The sequence below is a fragment of the Streptomyces sp. NBC_01508 genome, assembly GCF_045040315.1.
GTDB lineage: Bacteria > Actinomycetota > Actinomycetes > Streptomycetales > Streptomycetaceae > Streptomyces.
In genome coordinates this window covers 5077186-5092353 of record NZ_CP109419.1, presented here as the reverse complement: position 1 = coordinate 5092353, position 15168 = coordinate 5077186, and the positions used below count along the sequence as shown (strand labels likewise).

Sequence of the window (15168 nt, the reverse complement as noted above, 5' to 3'; positions counted from 1 at the left end):
GGGACCCCTGGGCGCGGCCCGGGGGTCCCTCTCGTCGCGTCGTCGCCCTAGCCTCCGTGCGGTGTGCCGCCCAGAAGGCGCTCCACGGCCGCCTGCGCGTTGACGCGGGCCGAGCCGTACGTCACCACGGTGTTGGCCGCCAGCGCGTCCACGGCGTGCGGCCAGCCCGTGAGGACGACGACCGCGTCCGGGTGGCGGGTGACCAGTTCGCGCAGCAGCGCCGACTCCTCCGCGTCCCGGTGCGGCTCCCTGGCGAGGATGACCAGGGGGCGGTCGCCGCGGCCCTGGAGGGCGGTGTCCGCGCGGGCGGCGGTCGGCCCTTCGGCGGGTACGCCGGTGGCGGCCAGGCCGGGCATGGCCTCGGCGAGCAGCCGGTTGAGGTGCGGCGCGCGGCTGCCGGACGCGTGGTTGACGCGCTGTCGCAGGTCGATCACGTACGGCGGTGAGCCGAGCGCCACGTTGCCGCGTACCCGCAGTGCGGCGCGGGCCACGGCGAGCGGCAGCGCGTCCTCCTTGGGAGGCGGTGGCGTGGCGCGGGCCAGGCCGATCCACCGCGCCAGCTCCCGGGCCCGGTGGCCGGCCTCCACGAGCCGGTCCGTGGGCAGTAGGCCGGTGGCCACGGCGTCGAGGAGCGCGTCGCGCGCCGTCGTGTAGGCGCTCTCGGCGGCCTCCGCGCTCTTCGGGTTGCCCAGGCAGAGCAGGTCGGCGCCGCCGAGGACGGCCTGGACGCAGGCGGGGCCGAAGCCCGGGTCGGCCAGGACGGCGCCCATGTCGAGCGCGTCGGTGACGACGGCGCCGGTGAAGCCCAGCTCCTCGCGGGCCAGCCGGGCGGCCTCCGGGTTCAGTGAGGCGGGTGCCTCCCCGAAGGGGAGGGCCTTGATGTGGCCGGTCATCAGGCAGCGGCTGCCCGCCTCGATGGCGGCGGTGAACGGCAGCAGGTCGCGCCGCCGCAGCAGATCGAGGTCGGCGTCCAGCTGGGGCACCCGCAGGTGCGAGTCGACGGCCGTGTCCCCGTGGCCGGGGAAGTGCTTGGCACAGGCCGCGACGCCGGCGGACTGGAGGCCCGTGACGTACGCGGCGGAGTGCCTGGCCACCTGGGCGGCGTCGGCTCCGAAGGACCGTATGCCGATCACCGGGTTGTTCGGGTTGGCGTTGACGTCGACGGCGGGCGCGAAGTTCAGGCCGATGCCCGCCGCGCGCAGGTCGTGGCCGATGGCGCGGGCGACGCGTTCGGTGACGTCGGTGTCGTCGACCTCGCCGAGGGCTCCGTTGCCGGGGTACGAGGAACCGGTCGCCGCCTCCAGGCGGGTGACGTCGCCACCCTCCTCGTCGCTCGCGACGATCAGGTCGCCGCGGCGGGCGTGCAGGGTGGCCGAGAGCGCGGCGGCCGTCTTCGGGTCGGGCACGTTGTGCGCGAAGTACACGACGCCCGCGAGCCCGTCGTCCACGGCGGCGAGCAGCCACGGGGGCGGCTCGGTGCCGTGGAAGCCGGGCAGCAGGACGGCGTTGACCAGGCGCAGCGGCTCGCCCCCGAAATCCCTGGCGCTCATCCCTTCACCGCCCCGGAGGCCAGCCCGGAGGCGAGGCGGCGCTGCACGATGATGAAGAAGACCAGCACCGGCAGGGTGATGAGGGTGGAGCCGGCCATGACCGGGCCCCAGGACGTGGAGTTCTCGCCGAAGAACTGGAACAGCCCCACGGCCGCCGTGTACTTGGAGCCGTCCTTCATGAAGGTGTACGCGAAGACGAACTCGTTCCACGCGGTGATGAAGGCGAACACGCTGGTGGCGACGAGGCCCGGCGCGACCAGCGGCAGCAGTACGGACCAGAACATCCGCGGCCACGAGCAGCCGTCCAGGTAGGCGGCCTCCTCGACCTCCTTGGGCACCGTCGCGACGAAGCCGCGCAGCGTCCAGATCGCGAACGGCAGCGACAGCGCGATGTAGACGACGGTCAGCCCGATGAGGCTGTTGAGCATCTCGTAGTCCCGCATCTGGAGGAAGAGCGGGATGACGAGCGCCTCCAGCGGCACCATCTGCACGATCAGCACCATGATCAGCACCGAGGTGCGGAACCGGAAGCGGAAGCGCGCGACGGCCACGGCGGCGAACAGCGCCAGCAGCCCGGACACCAGGATCGTGCCGAGCCCGACGATCAGTGAATTGGTCAGGAACTGGCCGAAGTTGCCGCGCTCGAAGATATAGGTGAAGTGCTCCCAGCTGATGCCGCTGGGCAGGACGTCGGCGCCGCGGGTGATCGCGTTCGGGTCGAGCGCGGTGCTGACCATCCAGTACACCGGGAACAGCGTGAAGACGAGCAGCGCGAACACCGCGGCAGCGAGCCCGATCCGCCCGGCGGTCGTCGTGCGGGTCACAGCTCGTCACTCTCCTTGAAGAGGGTTCGGATGTAGACGACCGTGATCAGCAGCAGGAGCAGCGTGAGGAGTACGGCGGTGGCCGCTCCCGCGCCGTAGTCGTTCAGGGCGAACGCCTGCTGGTAGGACCACACGCCCAGGTTGAGGACCTCTTCGTTGCTGCCCGCGCCACCCGGCATCAGATAGATCTGTGTGAAGACCTTGAAGTCCCAGATGGTCGACAGGATGGTGACGACGAGGAAGATCGGCTTGATGGTGGGCACGGTGATCTTCCAGAACCGCTGCCAGGCGTTCGCGCCGTCGATCATCCCCGCCTCGTACAGCTCCTTGGGGATGGTCAGCAGCCCCGCGAGCACGGTGATGGCGACGAACGGGAAGCCGTGGTGCACCACGTTGAGGGTGGCGATGGCGTAGAAGGACAGCCGCTCGGTGAACCAGTTCGTGGTCTCGGGGTCGATGAGCCCGAGCGAGCCGGCGACCTGGCTCATCATGCCGTCGCCCGCCGAGAACAGCCACACCCAGACGTAGGTGCCGGTGACGGCGGGCATCGCCCAGGCCGCCATGATCGCGGTGGAGCAGATGACCCGCCAGGTGGTGCCGAGCCGCTGGAGCAGCAGGGCGGCGAGGGTGCCGAGCGCGACGGTCAGCGCCACGCAGGCGACCGCGAAGAACACGGTGTTGGGCAGGACCGTGCGCCACAGGGCGCCGTCGGTGAGCAGGTCCTTGTAGTGGTCGAAGCCGGTGTACGTGCCGACGCCGCCGCCGAACTTCACCTCGTAGTCCTGGACGGACAGGATGCCGACCTTGACCAGCGGCCACAGGAGCAGGCCCGCCAGCACCACGAGGGACGGCAGGAGCAGCACCCAGGGCCGGGTGGTGCGACCGAGCTGCTTGCGGCGCAGCGTCGGGCCCGGACGCGGGGCGCGTGGCCGCGGCGACTTCAGGGATGAGGTCGCCGCGGCCACGTCGTCGTGCGCCGAGTCTTCGATGACTGACTCAGGAGGCAAAGATCTTGTCCATCTCCTCGGCGGCCTGGTCCGCGGCCTCCTGCACGGTCTGCTTGCCGGTCAGGATGGACTGCACCATCTTCGTGACGACCTGCGTGGCCTGGATCTGACCGTACGCGGGTGTCTTGGGCACTGTCGCGCCGGCTTCGGTCATCTGCTTGGCGAACGGCGCGACGAGCGGGTCGTTCTTCGCCTGGACCTCCTTGAGGAGGGAGTTCTGTCCGGGGAAGTAGTTCGTCTGCTCGGCCCACTTGGTGGCGAACTCGCCGGTCGTGACCAGCTTGACGTACTCCCAGGCCAGGTCCTGGTTCTCACCCTTGAAGGTGGAGAGGTAGGAGCCGCCCAGGAAGGACTTGCTCATGCCGCCGGTCTCACCCGGGAGGGGCGCGGCGGCGAGCTTGCCCTCAAGGTCGGGCGCGGCCTGGACAAACGCCTTGGGCGTCCAGTTGCCGGAGACGGACATGGCGATCTTCCCCTTCTGGAAGTCGGTCGCCACCTCCTTCTCGGTCCAGGTGGTGACCTTCGCCGGGGACAGCTTGTCCTTCTTCGCGAGGTCGGTGTAGTACGTGATGCCCTTGACCGACTCCGGGGAGTTGATGCCCGACTTCCACTTGCCGCCCTCCTCGACGGCCAGTTCACCGCCGGCGCCCCAGACGAACGGGGTCGCGAACATCTCCGCGCCGCCCGCGACCGGGAAGGGGATCATGTCCGGCTCCTTCTCCTTCAGGACCAGCGCGGTGTCGCGCAGTTCCTTCCAGGTGGTCGGGGCCTTGAGGTTGTGCTTCTCGAAGATGTCCTTGCGGTAGAGCAGGCCACGGACACCGGCGTACCAGGGCATGCCGTACTGCTTGCCGTCCAGCGTGCCCGCGTCGGCCAGGCCCTCGACGAGGTCGTCGCCCAGCCCGGACTCCTTCACCTTGCCGGTCACGTCCACCAGGCCGCCGGTCTCGGCGAACTGCGGGATCCAGGTGGTGCCCACCTCGGCGACGTCGGGGACCTGGCTCGGTCCGCCCTCGATCGCGGTGGTGAACTTCTTCTGCCCGGTGGACCACTGCTGGTACTCGACCTTGACCGTGGCGCCCGTCTTCTTCTTGAAGGCCGCGGCGACCTCCTTGAAGAAGGGCTTGGGGTCCGGGTTGGTCCCCTCCATGATCCATACGGTCAGGGTCTTGCCCTTGCCCGACGTTGAGCCGCCGTCCCCGCCCGAGTCCCCACTGCCACAGGCAGAGAGCCCGAGCGCCATGGTGACGACAAAGGCACCGATGACATGTTTCCGCATGGCCGCTCCCTCGCATGATGTCTAGACCATCAGGAACGTACGGAGGCCGGAATGCCCGGTCAAGTGCCGTAGGCCCAGGGATGTCGAACCGTTGCCTATCTGAACCCGTCTGCCATTGGGCCAACCACTGGCGGCATACGGGACGTCACGGGCAGATCGCACGGCGTCGCCGCCGGGCCGGATCACGCACATATCGGCCGAAGACCGATTGAAGTCCAGCCGAAGACCGGCCAAAGACCGACCAAAGACCGGCCGAGGATCAGCCGAACTGGATCGACCGTTTGGCCAGGCCCATCCAGAAGCCGTCGATCACGTTCCGCACGGTGTCCAGTTCGTCCTCGGCGGCGCCGAGCGTCACGAACAGCGGCGCGAAGTGCTCCGTACGCGGGTGGGCGAGCCGGCCGGCCGGGGACGTGTGCGCGAAGTCGAGCAGCGCGTCGACGTCCCGCGCGAGCAGCGCCTCGCGGCCCCAGGCGTCGAACTCTGCCGACCAGCCCGGCACTCCGGCGCCCACGTGGCGCAGCGCGGCCAGGTTGTGCGTGAAGAAGCCGCTGCCCACGATGAGCACGCCCTCGTCGCGTAGCGGGGCCAACTTGCGGCCGATCGTGAGGAGTTCGCGCGGGTCGAGGGTCGGCATGGAGATCTGGAGCACGGGGATGTCGGCGCCCGGGAACATCTCGACGAGCGGGACGTACGCCCCGTGGTCGAGCCCTCGGTCGGGGACACGCTGTACGGGGCTGCCGGGGCCGCGCAGCAGCTTCTCGACGGAGTCGGCGAGCGCGGGGGCGCCGGGGGCGGCGTACCGCACCTGGTAGTAGTGCTCGGGGAAGCCCCAGAAGTCGTACACCAGCGGCACGGTCCTGGTGGCGCCGAGGGCGAGCGGCGCCTCCTCCCAGTGGGCCGAGACGATCAGGATCGCCCGGGGGCGGGGCAGGTCGGCGGACCACGCGGCGAGCTGGCCGGGCCAGAGCGGGTCGTCGGCGAGGGGCGGGGCGCCGTGGGAGAGGTAGAGGGCGGGCATGCGCTCCGCGGTGCTGGTCATGGCGTCTCCCTGCCGGATCCCGCCGGTCCGCCGGTCCGCCGGTCCGCCCGGATCAACGTGACGCGGCCGGACTCGCTCGAACCCGCTTGAACCTGCTCGAACCAACTTGAATCAAATTGAACCTTAAAATACTTACCGAGCCGGACCTTACGCCGATCTAGTTTAACTTTCAAGAAGCGCTTAGGGTGGGGAGCATGGAGAGCGACAGACAGCCACGCTGGCTCAACGACGACGAACAGGGCGTCTGGCAGGCGTACCTCCAGGCCACCACGCTGCTGGAGGACCATCTCGACCGCCAGTCGCAGCGCGACGCCGGGATGCCGCACATCTACTACGCCCTGCTCGTGCAGCTGGCCCGCGCCCCACGCCGCCGGCTGCGGATGACCCAGCTCGCCGAGAACGCCAAGATCACCCGGTCCCGGCTCTCGCACGCGGTGGCCCGGCTGGAGAAGCACGGCTGGGTACGCCGCGAGGACTGCCCCTCCGACAAGCGCGGCCAGAACGCGTTCCTCACGGACGAGGGCGACGAGGTGCTGAGGCGGTCGGCACCGGGCCATGTCGCCGCCGTACGACAGGCGCTCTTCGACCGGCTCAGCCCGGAGCAGGTGACCCAGCTCGGGGAGATCATGCGGCTGATGGCGGCGGGGCTCCAGCCGGCCGGTTCGGACGCGGATCTGCCCTGGCGCCGCTGAGGAACAGCGGCGCCAGGGCAGTCGTCGGCCGCGGGTACCCGAGTACCCGAGTGCCGGAGGTCAGTGCATGACGACCGGGATCTTGGCGTCCTCCACCGACGCGTCGGCGCCCTCGCCCTTGGCCACCCGGGTGCTCCCCGGACGGCCGGTGGTGATGAGGGTCGCCGCGATCGCGGCGGAGACGACCAGGATGCCGACCGCCCACCAGATGGCGCTCGCGTACCCGTGCACCATCGCCTGCAGCTCCAGGAGCTTCGCGTCGCTCGCGCCCGCCGCGTTGGCCGCGACGTACGCGGTGGTGGCGGAGGCGGCCACGGTGTTCAGCAGCGCCGTACCGATCGCGCCGCCGACCTGCTGCGAGGTGTTGATCATCGCCGAGGCGACGCCCGCGTCACGCGGCTCGATGCCGTGCGTGGCCAGGGACATGGCCGGCATGAACGCCGTACCAAGACCGAGACCGAGCAGCAGAAGCGCCGGCAGGATCAGCGCGGGGTAGGAGGTGTCGATCTCCAGCCGGGTCAGCAGCAGCATGCCGAGCGCGGCGACCAGGAAGCCGGGAGTCATCAGCAGCCGCGGCGGTACGCGGGTCATCAGCCGGGCGCCGATCTGGGTGGAGCCCGTGATCATGCCCACGATCATCGGCAGGAAGGCGAAGCCGGTGTTGACCGGTGTGTAGCCCTTCACGATCTGGAGGTAGTAGGTCAGGAAGAGGAACAGGCCGAACATGCCGATGACGGCCAGGCCCAGCGAGAGGTAGACACCGCCGCGGTTGCGCTCCATCAGGACGCGCAGGGGCAGCAGCGGGGACTTCACCCGTGCCTCCACCGCGACGAACGTGGCCAGCAGGACGACGGAGGCGACGAACATGCCGATCGTGGTCGGGTCGGACCAGCCCTCGGACTCGGCGCGCGTGAAGCCGTACACCAGCGCCACCAGGCCCAGCGTGGACAGGATGACACCGGGGACGTCGAGCGGGGAGCGGTTACGGCCGCCCGCGGGCTCCCGGATCACGAGGTAGGCGCCGACGGCGGCCACGATCGCGAACGGGATGTTGACGAAGAAGGTCCAGCGCCAGTCCAGGTACTCGGTGAGGAATCCGCCGAGGATCAGACCCACGGCGCCACCGCCACCGGCGATCGCACCGAAGATGCCGAACGCCTTGGCGCGCTCCTTGGGCTCGCTGAACGTCACGGCGAGCAGGGAGAGCGCGGCGGGCGCCAGCAGCGCGCCGAACGCGCCCTGGAGGGCACGCGAGCCGAGCAGCATGGCCTCGCTGGTGGCGGCGCCGCCGATGGCGGACGCGGCGGCGAAGCCGAGCAGACCGACGACGAAGGTGCGCTTACGGCCCCACAGGTCGGCGATGCGCCCGCCGAAGAGCAGCAGACCGCCGAAGGCGAGCGCGTACGCGGTGATGACCCACTGGCGGTTGCCGTCCGATATCCCCAGATCCTCCTGGGCGGAAGGCAGCGCGATGTTCACGATCGTCGCGTCGAGCACGACCATCAGCTGGGCCAGGGCGATGAAGACCAGCGCTTTCCAGCGCTTGGGATCAGGGACCGAATCGGGGACCTGGGGGTCCGGGAGCCGGGTCTCGGCTGTTTTTGACATGGGTGTGGCCGCCTATGCGTACGAAGTGGTCAAAACGGACGTGGGGACGCACTGGTCGGCCCTACGCGCGGGTCAGGGGTGAGGAGTCGCCGGTTCAGAGGGTCCGGCCCACCGGGGCGTGACCGCCGGTGCGTGTGCCGGTGTTCGTGTACGTGTACGTGATCGTGGTCGACAGAAGTTCTGGGTACGGAAGTTCTTGGTCCGGAAGTTCGTGGTCCGGGGGCGCGTCACATGTCGTCATCGACCGTGGCGCAGATCCTCCAGAGTCGCCGCCGCGCCCGGCAGCTCCGAGCGCGCGGGCGCCTGAAGGCCGTCGAGGAACAGCTGTAGATGCCGGTGCGTGAAGCGGTCCATGTTCAGACAGCCGGTACCGGGCAGCGGACGGGTGAGCTGGGAAAGCGCGACCATCAGGTCCCCGACCGCGACGTCGGTGCGCAGCCTGCCGGCGGTGCGCGCCTTCTCCATGAGGCCTTCCACGGCCCCTTCGAGGCGTTCGCGTTCCACGTGCAGGTGAGGGAGCTCGGAGTTGAAACTGCCGGAGAGGAGCGGGCACAGGGCCCCGATCCGCTCGTCGGCCGCCGCGTGGACGAAGCGGCTGAGCGCCACGAACGCGTCGCCCTCCTCGGCCGCGGCCCGCTCCGCCTGGTCCGCGGTGCGCGCCATGACGGAGTGCACCACCTCCAGGATGAGCGCGGCACGGTCGGGGAAGTGGCGGTAGAGCGTCGCGTTGCCGACACCGGCGCGACGCGCGATCTCGTCGAGCGGCACATCGGCGCCGGACTCCACGAGGATTTCGCGGGCCGCCGCCACGATGCGCTCCCTGTTGCGCAGCGCGTCCGCTCGCGGACGCGGAACGCGACGCGCTTCGGACTCGGCGGCGGTGGTGGTCACGGCGGGTGGCCCTTCCCTCGGTTCACACAAGTGGGGAACGCGTCCCCGGTTTCCTTGACACGGGTGCAAACGGGGAAGCCGTCCCCGGTTATTTCGCCGGGGCGTGTGAGCTGGGTCACCGGAGCCGGGCCCGCGCGGAAAACCCCACGATCGGCGCACCCAGCGAGCGGCGACACGCCCGGCGTCGGAGGGTGAGCGAACGGAGAGCAGTCAGCACGGACGACTGCCGCTGACCCGAGGGCGGCCGATGACACACACCCGTCGGATACGCGGGGCCGCAGGTCGCGGCAGCCACGCCGGACCCCGCCGGCTCGGCACGCGCGCCGCGCTCGCCGCCCTGACCCTCGCCGCCCTCGCCACCGCCAGCGCGACCCTCCCGCTGCCCACCCGCGCCTCCGCGGGGCCGGCCTCCACCGCGCACGACTCGACGCTCGGCCCGTGCCGTATCGCCACCGCCGTCGGCGTCCAGATGTCCGAGGGCGTGCCCACCCCCGCCGGTTACTCCCGCTCGACCGGCACGGTCCGCGCGCTCAACCTGATGGTCGACTTCTCGGACGCGCCGGGTCCCGGCAGCGCCGCCGACCGGCTCGGGGAGTTCTTCCCGCAGACGTCGCAGTGGTTCCGTACCAGCTCTTACGGGCGGCTCGACTACCGGCCCGAGGCCCCGGTGAAGGACTGGCTGCGGATGCCGCTGCCGTTCGCCGACTACGGGATAGAGCGCGGCGCCCCCTACGAACCCGGCTACCGGCGGCTCGTCCAGGACATCGTGACGGTGGCCGACCCCGAGGTGGACTTCAGCGAGTACGACCTGGTCAACATCCTCGTCACCCCCAACGCCGGCCCCTCGGCGCTCGACACCGTCCTGTCCGTGACGTTCTCCGGCAACGGCGAGGCCCCGGAGGCGGACGGCGTCCCGCTCGCCAACACGTCCTTCGTCTACAGCAGGCAGGACGACGGCTCGGGGTCGTACGCGCGCACCGGCTACCGCGTCCTGCCGCACGAGAACGGCCATGTCTTCGGCCTCCCCGACCTCTACACGATGGACGGCGGCGGCGCGGTCGGGCACTGGGACATCATGTCCGAGGACTGGGGGGCCAACAACGATCTGCTGGGCTGGCACAAGTGGAAGCTCGGCTGGCTCGACAACAAGCAGATCAGCTGCGCGTCGGCCCCCGGCGACAGCGAGCACGACCTCACACCGCTGGCCACCCGGGGCGGTCACAAGCTGGCGTTCGTGCCGCTCTCCGAGGACTCCGGCTTCGCGGTCGAGGTCCGCACCCGCGCGGGCAACGACGAGGCCGTCTGCAAGCCGGGGGTGCTGATCTACCGGGTCGAGTCGGACGTCGACACGGGGCGCGGTCCGGTGACCGTCTCCGACAGCGCGGAGCGCAGCGGCGGCTGTACGCGGCGGCCCAACGTGCACGCGGAGCTGTCGGACGCGCCGTACGGTCCCGGCGAGACGTTCCGGGACCGGGACAGCGGCGTCAGCGTCACGGTGCTCGGCAAGGGCCGGGACGGCGCGTACCGGGTCCGGATCAGCCGGTCCTGAACCAGCCGTCCGGGGTGAACGCCTCGGCGGTGGCCCCCTCGTCACGCCAGTAGGCGTACGGGAGCGACTGGCCCCGCAGCCACCGCTCGCCGGTCTCCCGCGACACGCGTGACTCGACGGCGGGGGCGGGGGCGGGCGTGGGCGCGGGCGTCGCGCCCGGCCGCGGCGAAGGCCGTACCGGCTGCTCCGGCCGTTCCGGCTGTTCCGCCGCTCCGTCCAGGACGAGCGTGCCGCCCGCCGCCATCGCGCCGTACACCTCGAAGAGCGCGGCGGGAGCGGAGAAGGGGGCCGTCAGCCGCGTGACGGGGGCGGGGCCGAGACCCGGCAGCTCGCCGCGTCCCAGCGCGTCCGCCGCCGCGCGGAAACGGGCGTCCATCGTGGCGCCCGCCTGCGCCAGTTGGGTCGCGACGGCCCCCCGGAGGGGATGCGCCGGCGACGCGTAGACGATGGTGGCGTCGTCCTCGGGGCGGATCTCGATGTCGGGCGGGGCCGCGTACGGATCGGGGGCGGGCAGCTCCTCGTACCGCTCGGTGCGCGCGGCTCGCTCGTCGCCTTCCGCGGCGCCGAAGACCACCACGCGCTCCCCCGCCCACCCCGCGACGCCCGGCAGCCGCTCCCCGTCCACCAGCAGCACGCGGGGCGCGCAGTGGGCCAGTACGCGGCCCAGCTCGTCCCCGCTCCACGCGGCGCCGAGCGGTACGGCGACCAGCCCGGCGAGCTGGGTGGCCCAGAAGGCGGTCTGCCAGTCGGGGCGGTCACCCATGAGGACGGCGGCGCGGTCGCCCGGCCGCAGGCCGTAGGTGTCCACGAAGTGGTTGGCGAGGGTGGTCGCGGCGGCGAAGAAGTCGCCGTACGTACGGAGGCTGGCTCCGTCGCCGCCGACGAGGAAGGGCCGGTCCCCGTAGGCCCAGGTCGTCTCCACGAACTCCCGCAGGGTGCGCGGCCCGTCGGCGTACATCAGCGAGCCGTCCTCGGCGCGTACGACCTCGAAGGGCGCCCCCGGAGCGGTCAGGGCGTCGGTGTGCGGCACGTACGTCTCGCTTTCTTTCGTACTCTCGCAGGGAGTCCATCGAGCGAGGAGCTCCCCTTGCACAACTTGTACGTCAAGGTCTGCGGTCTGCGGAAGCCCGCCGAGATCGAGGCCGCCGTGGCCGGTGGGGCCTGTGCCGTCGGATTCATCCTGACGACGAGCCCCCGGCGGCTGTCCGCCGCCGAGGCCCGCCCGCTCGCCGCGCTCGTGCCGCCCGGTGTCGACAAGGTCGCGGTGTTCCGCGGTGAGCCGCTGGACGAGGTGCGCCGGGCGGCGGCCGAGGCGGGCGCGGACACCGTCCAACTGCACGGCGGCGAACCGCCCGAGGCGTTCGCCGCGCTGCGCGCCGACGGCTTCCGCCTGATCCGCGCTACCTCGCCGGGGTCGGGCGATCCGCTGACGGCGGGCGCGTACGGCGAGGACATGCTGATCATCGACTCACCGCGACCGGGCTCGGGCGAACGCTGGTCCCCGGACTCCCTGCCGGAGCCGCCGACCGGTGCGTGGGTGCTGTCGGGCGGCCTCTCGCCGGACAACGTCGTGGACGCCGTGACGGCGCTGCGGCCGTGGGGCGTCGACGTGTCGAGCGGGGTGGAGAGCAGCCGGGGCGTGAAGGACGTGGCGCTGATCGAGCGGTTCCTCCGGGCGGCCGGCGGAGCGCGCTCGTGAACCCGGCGTGCTCCTCGTCCCTGCCGGGCCGAGCCGTCGTGAGTGGAGGCGGGTCCGGAGGACGGGGGCGGGTGGCGGTGGCGCCCGTAATTGACGGCATCGTCAATAGCCGGCCGACTCCGGTCATCCTCCTCGAATGGAACTCTACCTTCCGCAGTTGAAATCCCTTACCGTATCGCTTGCGGTGATCAACACCGCTGTCAGCGAAATCGGGGAAACGGGGAATCACTGTGCGCACAGCTCGAAGAACAGCAGGCAGAACGCTTACGACTCTCGCCTTCGCCCTTGCGGCGTCCGCATCCGTAGTAGCTCCCGCAGCGTATGCCGCGCCGGTCGCGGAGAACTGTCCCGGCATACCCGCGGAAGGCGATCTGACGATTGACCAGCTTCCCTCCGATCTGGTGACGGAAGGATGTAATCTGGTCGGGCGAATCGTCACTCACGGGGATGCCGGGGTTGCGATACCCACTCCCGGTGAGGGCGTGAAGATGAGCCCCTTGACCGCGGGGGGTACCGGCTCCCCGGAATTCTCGTTCGAGGTCGCTCCGGACGGAACGTTTGACTTCGCCGTCGGAGAAGAAGAGCCCGCACCCGTCCAGCCGTTGGCGCCCAATGGGTGCAGTGACAGCACCTATAAGATCACGCCGTGGGAAATGATGAACGCGTACGAATGGTACGTCGGCGACGGCGGCATGCCGGGAGGCCTGTCGCTGACAGCGGCACAGACAGCCTTCGCCGACGCCATCAACAACATCACCGGCGGATACAACAACTGCGGAATCTCCGACACGATCGACGCCAACTCGTACTACAAGGGCAGAACGTCGTACGAGTCGGACATCAACTCCTCGAACCAGTGCACGGCCCGGGACAAGAAGAGCACGTGGGACGCCGGTAACCTGGCCGCCGGCACCCTGGCGGTGAACTGCACCTGGTACACGACCACGAGCTCGGGCTCGACCACCTACTCGCTCGAAGGTGACGTCCGCTACAACACGACAGACTTCAACTTCACCAACTCCCCCACCGCCTCCTGCTCGAACAAGTGGGACGTTCGCGCCGTCGGAACACATGAGGCGGGTCACGCATTCGGGCTCGATCACGCGCCGGGTGCTCCCACCCAGACCATGTACTACGCCATTGACGAGTGTGACACGTCCTACCGGACCCTTGGGAAGGGAGATATGAAGGGCCTTGAGTATCTGTACTGAGTAAGTCGGCGGGATACGGGCACCTTCGCAAAGGGGATACCGGGTGAGGCAGTTTCAGAGAGCCGTAGTAGGTACGCTCGCGATCGCGGCACTTACCTTCGGGACGGCGTGCGGCTCCGAAAGTGCCGAACAGTCCCAATCCAGCGGAGAGATTTCTGACAGCTCTGCGGAGGGCGCCTGTGCCAACGTCCTTTCGTTCGACGGAAATCGCTACGCACACCTTGCGAATATCGACTTCCAGGTGACCGAAAAGGCAGGAACCGCAACACGAGAAGAATGCGACGACTCAGGAGGAAGTGATTCGCCGGGGGAGCAGGAAGAACAGTCCGCGTTCCGCGTCGATGGCGTTTCTCCCTCTGTCGCGATAGCGGTGGGCGCCACCCCCGCTACAGCGAAGCTCTTCCTGTCCGATAAGGAATCGGGTATTCCGGAGGAGCTCCGCGACCTTCCTGGCGGAAAGTAACCCTCGCGATCCGAGGGCGACCTTCTCTGGGCGCGTTCGACCACGTGGCGAACGCGCCCAGTAGCCATGGAGGCACCGGGATCAGTGCTCCGGCCGCGCCGGGTGGTCGCCGGGGCCGTAGGGGCGACCGGCGAGCGGGGTCGGGGACAGATCCGTGCTCTCCTCGCCCGCTTCGAGCAGGGTGTCGGCCGGACCCACGATGAGCGGGTCGGGCTCGCCGACCGCCGCCGCGTCCTTCTGGTCGTACTCCATCCGCCACAGCAGGCTGCGCATGGCCTCCAGCCGGCCCCGCTTCTTGTCGTTGTTCTTGACCACGCTCCAGGGCGCGTACGAGGTGTCGGTGGCCCGGAACATGTCGACCTTGGCGGCGGTGTACGCGTCCCACAGGTCGAGCGACGCGAGGTCGGTCGGTGAGAGCTTCCACTGCCGTACGGGGTCGATCTGCCGGATCGCGAACCGCGTGCGCTGCTCGTCGTGCGAGACCGAGAACCAGAACTTGACCAGCAGGACGCCGTCGTCGGTGAGCATCCGCTCGAACTGCGGCGCCTGGTGGAGGAAGTGCGTGGACTCGTCCGGGGTGCAGAAGCCCATCACGCGCTCGACGCCGGCCCGGTTGTACCAGGAGCGGTCGAAGAAGACGATCTCCCCGGCGGACGGCAGATGCGCGACGTAGCGCTGGAAGTACCACTGCCCCGCCTCCCGCTCGGTCGGCTTCTCCAGGGCCACCACGCGGGCGCCACGCGGGTTGAGCCGCTCGGTGAACCGCTGGATGGTGCCGCCCTTGCCCGCCGCGTCCCGGCCCTCGCAGACCACCACCACGCGCTGCCCGGTGTCCTTCACCCAGCGCTGGAACTTGAGCAGTTCGATCTGGAGCGTGCGCTTCGTCCGCTCGTACTCGCGGCGGCGCATCTTCTTGTCGTACGGGTAGTTCTGCCGCCACGTCCGGATGGGGCGGCCGGACTTGTCGAGCAGGACGGGCTGCCGGGGGTCCCGGGCGTCGACCGTCAGCCCGTCGAGCAGGACACTCGCGTCGGTGTCCTCACCCGGCGGCATGCGGGCGCCCTCCCCGGTAGGGGATGGCGGCGAGGGGGATTTCGACGTCCTCCTCCTCTTCGAGGGGAGGCAGGTCGATGGTGTAGTGCGCCTCCAGGAAGAGGTCGCTGTGCTGCGGACGCGAAACGGGCTCATCTGCGGCGGGAAGAGGCGCGGTTCGGACGATACGACGCTGAGAGCTCTGCATCCAAGACCATCCAGGGAAAGGGAGTCGTACGGGCCGCGCGGCCCATTGCCGGGCGACAGCCTCATCCTTACATAGGGCTCGATCTTGACAGGCGAGCCGAAATGCCGGCCGGG

Annotated in this window: 15 protein-coding genes; 5 read left to right on the top strand and 10 right to left on the bottom strand. The window is 70.1% G+C overall.

All coding sequences use genetic code 11. The annotated features are described in order from the left end of the window. Window positions 1-47: 47 nt before the first annotated feature. The 5 genes from OG700_RS23755 to OG700_RS23735 all read right to left on the bottom strand — a co-directional run bounded on the left by OG700_RS23755 (window position 48) and on the right by OG700_RS23735 (window position 5702). Window positions 48-1550, bottom strand: coding sequence for a glycoside hydrolase family 3 protein (locus OG700_RS23755; protein WP_405616757.1), 1503 nt, complete (start codon window positions 1548-1550; stop codon window positions 48-50). Then, window positions 1547-2374 carry a carbohydrate ABC transporter permease gene (locus tag OG700_RS23750; protein ID WP_405616755.1) on the bottom strand — a complete coding sequence of 276 codons (828 nt, stop codon included), beginning with the start codon at window positions 2372-2374 and terminating at the stop codon, window positions 1547-1549. Before OG700_RS23750 ends, OG700_RS23755 begins: the two co-directional genes overlap by 4 nt. Further along, window positions 2371-3318 carry a carbohydrate ABC transporter permease gene (locus OG700_RS23745; protein WP_405621907.1) on the bottom strand — a complete coding sequence of 316 codons (948 nt, stop codon included), beginning with the start codon at window positions 3316-3318 and terminating at the stop codon, window positions 2371-2373. Before OG700_RS23745 ends, OG700_RS23750 begins: the two co-directional genes overlap by 4 nt. Before the next feature lie 52 nt (window positions 3319-3370). Then, entirely contained in the window at window positions 3371-4660 is a 1290-nt protein-coding gene (locus tag OG700_RS23740) for a sugar ABC transporter substrate-binding protein (protein WP_405616753.1), read from the bottom strand. A gap of 259 nt (window positions 4661-4919) precedes the next feature. Beyond that, a complete protein-coding gene (locus OG700_RS23735; RefSeq protein ID WP_405616750.1) occupies window positions 4920-5702 on the bottom strand; it encodes a dioxygenase in 783 nt (260 codons plus the stop codon). Window positions 5703-5896: 194 nt separating this feature from the next. Here OG700_RS23735 and OG700_RS23730 point away from each other — a divergent pair, with 194 nt between their 5' ends. Beyond that, window positions 5897-6394 (top strand): MarR family winged helix-turn-helix transcriptional regulator, encoded by a 498-nt coding sequence (locus tag OG700_RS23730; protein WP_405616748.1) that lies wholly within the window; start codon window positions 5897-5899, stop codon window positions 6392-6394. 60 nt (window positions 6395-6454) lie between these two features. Here the strand turns inward: OG700_RS23730 and OG700_RS23725 are convergent, their stop codons facing one another. After that, complete coding sequence (locus tag OG700_RS23725) at window positions 6455-8002, bottom strand: MFS transporter (RefSeq protein WP_405616746.1); 1548 nt, start codon at window positions 8000-8002, stop codon at window positions 6455-6457. A 237-nt stretch (window positions 8003-8239) separates the two neighbouring features. After that, window positions 8240-8893, bottom strand: coding sequence for a TetR/AcrR family transcriptional regulator (locus OG700_RS23720; RefSeq protein WP_405616744.1), 654 nt, complete (start codon window positions 8891-8893; stop codon window positions 8240-8242). Between the two features lie 247 nt (window positions 8894-9140). Here OG700_RS23720 and OG700_RS23715 point away from each other — a divergent pair, with 247 nt between their 5' ends. Continuing rightward, window positions 9141-10442, top strand: coding sequence for a M6 family metalloprotease domain-containing protein (locus OG700_RS23715; RefSeq protein ID WP_405616742.1), 1302 nt, complete (start codon window positions 9141-9143; stop codon window positions 10440-10442). Here OG700_RS23715 and OG700_RS23710 read toward each other — a convergent pair. Continuing rightward, window positions 10429-11472 carry an AMP-binding protein gene (locus tag OG700_RS23710; RefSeq protein ID WP_405616740.1) on the bottom strand — a complete coding sequence of 348 codons (1044 nt, stop codon included), beginning with the start codon at window positions 11470-11472 and terminating at the stop codon, window positions 10429-10431. The two genes, OG700_RS23715 and OG700_RS23710, sit on opposite strands and share 14 nt — an antisense overlap. 57 nt (window positions 11473-11529) lie before the next feature. On the opposite strand from OG700_RS23710, the gene OG700_RS23705 reads away from it, so the two are divergent. The 3 genes from OG700_RS23705 to OG700_RS23695 all read left to right on the top strand — a co-directional run bounded on the left by OG700_RS23705 (window position 11530) and on the right by OG700_RS23695 (window position 13815). Continuing rightward, window positions 11530-12141, top strand: coding sequence for a phosphoribosylanthranilate isomerase (locus OG700_RS23705; RefSeq protein ID WP_405616738.1), 612 nt, complete (start codon window positions 11530-11532; stop codon window positions 12139-12141). A 488-nt stretch (window positions 12142-12629) separates the two neighbouring features. Further along, window positions 12630-13352, top strand: coding sequence for a matrixin family metalloprotease (locus OG700_RS23700; RefSeq protein WP_405621904.1), 723 nt, complete (start codon window positions 12630-12632; stop codon window positions 13350-13352). 43 nt (window positions 13353-13395) lie between these two features. After that, the gene (locus tag OG700_RS23695; protein ID WP_405616736.1) at window positions 13396-13815 is read left to right on the top strand and encodes a DUF6281 family protein; all 420 of its coding nucleotides are present in this window, start codon (window positions 13396-13398) and stop codon (window positions 13813-13815) included. An 81-nt stretch (window positions 13816-13896) separates the two neighbouring features. On the opposite strand, the gene ppk2 is transcribed toward OG700_RS23695, so the two are convergent. Next, window positions 13897-14868, bottom strand: coding sequence for a polyphosphate kinase 2 (gene ppk2, locus OG700_RS23690; RefSeq protein WP_405616734.1), 972 nt, complete (start codon window positions 14866-14868; stop codon window positions 13897-13899). Beyond that, entirely contained in the window at window positions 14855-15055 is a 201-nt protein-coding gene (locus tag OG700_RS23685) for a hypothetical protein (RefSeq protein WP_405616732.1), read from the bottom strand. The genes ppk2 and OG700_RS23685 overlap by 14 nt, the downstream gene beginning before the upstream one ends. Between the last annotated feature and the right edge of the window lie 113 nt (window positions 15056-15168).